General features: G+C 57.5%; 2 protein-coding genes. Both read left to right on the top strand.

Annotated elements, in window-relative coordinates:
• Positions 1–938: 938 nt before the first annotated feature.
• Positions 939–1,223, top strand: a complete 285-nt coding sequence (locus QZ326_RS13020; protein ID WP_295746037.1) for a YlmC/YmxH family sporulation protein — start codon at positions 939–941, stop codon at positions 1,221–1,223.
• 189 nt (positions 1,224–1,412) lie between these two features.
• Positions 1,413–2,005 (top strand): 30S ribosomal protein S2 (rpsB, locus tag QZ326_RS13015; protein ID WP_295746035.1); only part of this gene is annotated, 593 nt, incomplete at its 3' end.

Raw genomic sequence — 2,005 nt, 5'->3', positions numbered from 1 at the left:
GAGATCTACACTCTTTCCCTACACGACGCTCTTCCGATCTCAGCCGGGAGACCTGGGCCTGGGAGATGCCCACCTCGGCGGATACCTCCATCTGGGTCTTGCCCTCGTAGAACCGCAGGGACAAAATCCGCCGTTCCCGGTCGTCCAGCCGCTTCATGGCCTCTTTCAGGGCAATGCGGTCCGTCCAGTTCTCATCCGTATTTTTCGTGTCCCGCACCTGGTCCATGACGCAGAGAGTATCCCCGCCGCTGTCGGAGTACACCGGGTCGTAGAGGGATACCGGGTCCATGATGGCGTCCATGGCAAAGACCACGTCCTCCCGGGGGATATCCAGCTCCTTGGCAATCTGCTCCACTGTGGGTTCCCGTTGGGACTCCGCCAGCAGCCGGTCCCGGACCTGAAGCACACGATAGGCCGTGTCCCGCATGCTGCGGGTTACCCGGATGGCGCTGTTGTCCCGGAGGTAGCGCCGGATCTCACCGATAATCATGGGCACGCCGTAGGTGGAAAACCGTACCGGCTGGGTGATGTCAAAATTGTCAATGGCCTTGATGAGGCCCACACAGCCCACCTGAAAGAGGTCGTCGGCGTTCTCGCCCCGTCCGGAGAACCGCTGGATCACGGACAGCACCAGCCGGAGATTTCCCTCGATCAGCTGGCGGCGGGCCTCCTGGTCTCCCTCCTTGGTCCGGCGCAGCAGCGCCATGGTCTCCTCATTTTTTAGGACCTTGAGCTTGGAGGTATTGACCCCCGCGATCTCTACTTTTCCCTGCATAAAACCGGATTCCTCCACTGTCTTTTTTATGTGGTGAAATAACCTGCACTCAGTATTTCCCCCGGCTTTTTTTCCTATACTGGAAGGTTTTGTCGCTTTCTGGGCGGGCGGGCTGGAATGGGACATTCCGTGTGTTGAATAGGTTTTAGGGGAGGTGAGCGTCATGCAGTGCAGGATCCGAGGATTGCAGCGTAAGGAGGTCATCAATATCTGCGATGGATGCCGGCTGGGTTTTGTCTCTGATGTGGATATTACGGTGCCGGAGGGGAAGGTGGTGGCCATTGTGGTCAGTGGGCCGAAGCTGTTTTTTGGCCTGTTTGGCAGGGGAGAGGAGTTTTACATCCCCTGGGATTGTATCCAGCGCATTGGGGACGATATCATCCTGATCGACAAGCCCTTCCAGCGCCGGGACCCGAATTTAGAGAAAAAACGCAGAAGAAGGTGCTGAGACCCTGAATATATGACATATTTTCCTGGAGTTTTGGGAAAAAATACTTGCATTCGGTATTTTGATGTGGTATTATATTTCAGCATTCCGCACGGTGCGTGGACTTTCCGCCTGTGCCCGTCCCGGGTTAGCGGGGAGGCTGAAGCCGCCGGAGGTCAAACTAAATCAGATTTGGAGGAAACAAACACTATGGCAAATTCTAGCGTCGTATCTATGAAAGCCCTGCTGGAGGCGGGCGTCCACTTCGGTCATCAGACCCGCCGGTGGAACCCCAAGATGGCTCCCTATATCTACACTGAGCGCAACGGCATCTACATTGTGGATCTGCAGAAGACCGTGCGCAAGCTGGAGGAGGCCTATAACTTCGTCCGCCAGCTCTCTGAGAGCGGCCAGTCCCTGCTGTTTGTGGGCACCAAGAAGCAGGCCCAGGACGCCATCCGTGAGGAGGCCACCCGCTGCGGCCAGTACTTCGTCAACGCCCGGTGGCTGGGCGGCATGATGACCAATTTCAAGACCATGCGCACCCGCGTGGACCGGCTGAATCAGCTGAAGACCATGCAGGAGGACGGCACCTTTGACATGCTGCCCAAGAAGGAAGTTATGAAGCACATGGGCGAGATCGCCAAGCTAGAGAAGTACCTGGGCGGCGTGAAGGAGATGAAGCGCCTGCCTGGCGCCCTGTTCATCGTGGATACCCGTAAGGAGCGCAACGCTATTGCCGAGGCCCACAAGCTGGGCATCCCCGTGGTGGCCATCGCCGATACCAACTGCGACCCCGACGA

It is taken from the genome of uncultured Oscillibacter sp. (assembly GCF_910587525.1).
In the GTDB taxonomy this organism is placed as follows: domain Bacteria; phylum Bacillota; class Clostridia; order Oscillospirales; family Oscillospiraceae; genus Oscillibacter.
Note: the sequence above shows the minus strand (reverse complement) of the source record. Positions and strands in the feature narration are given on the sequence as shown.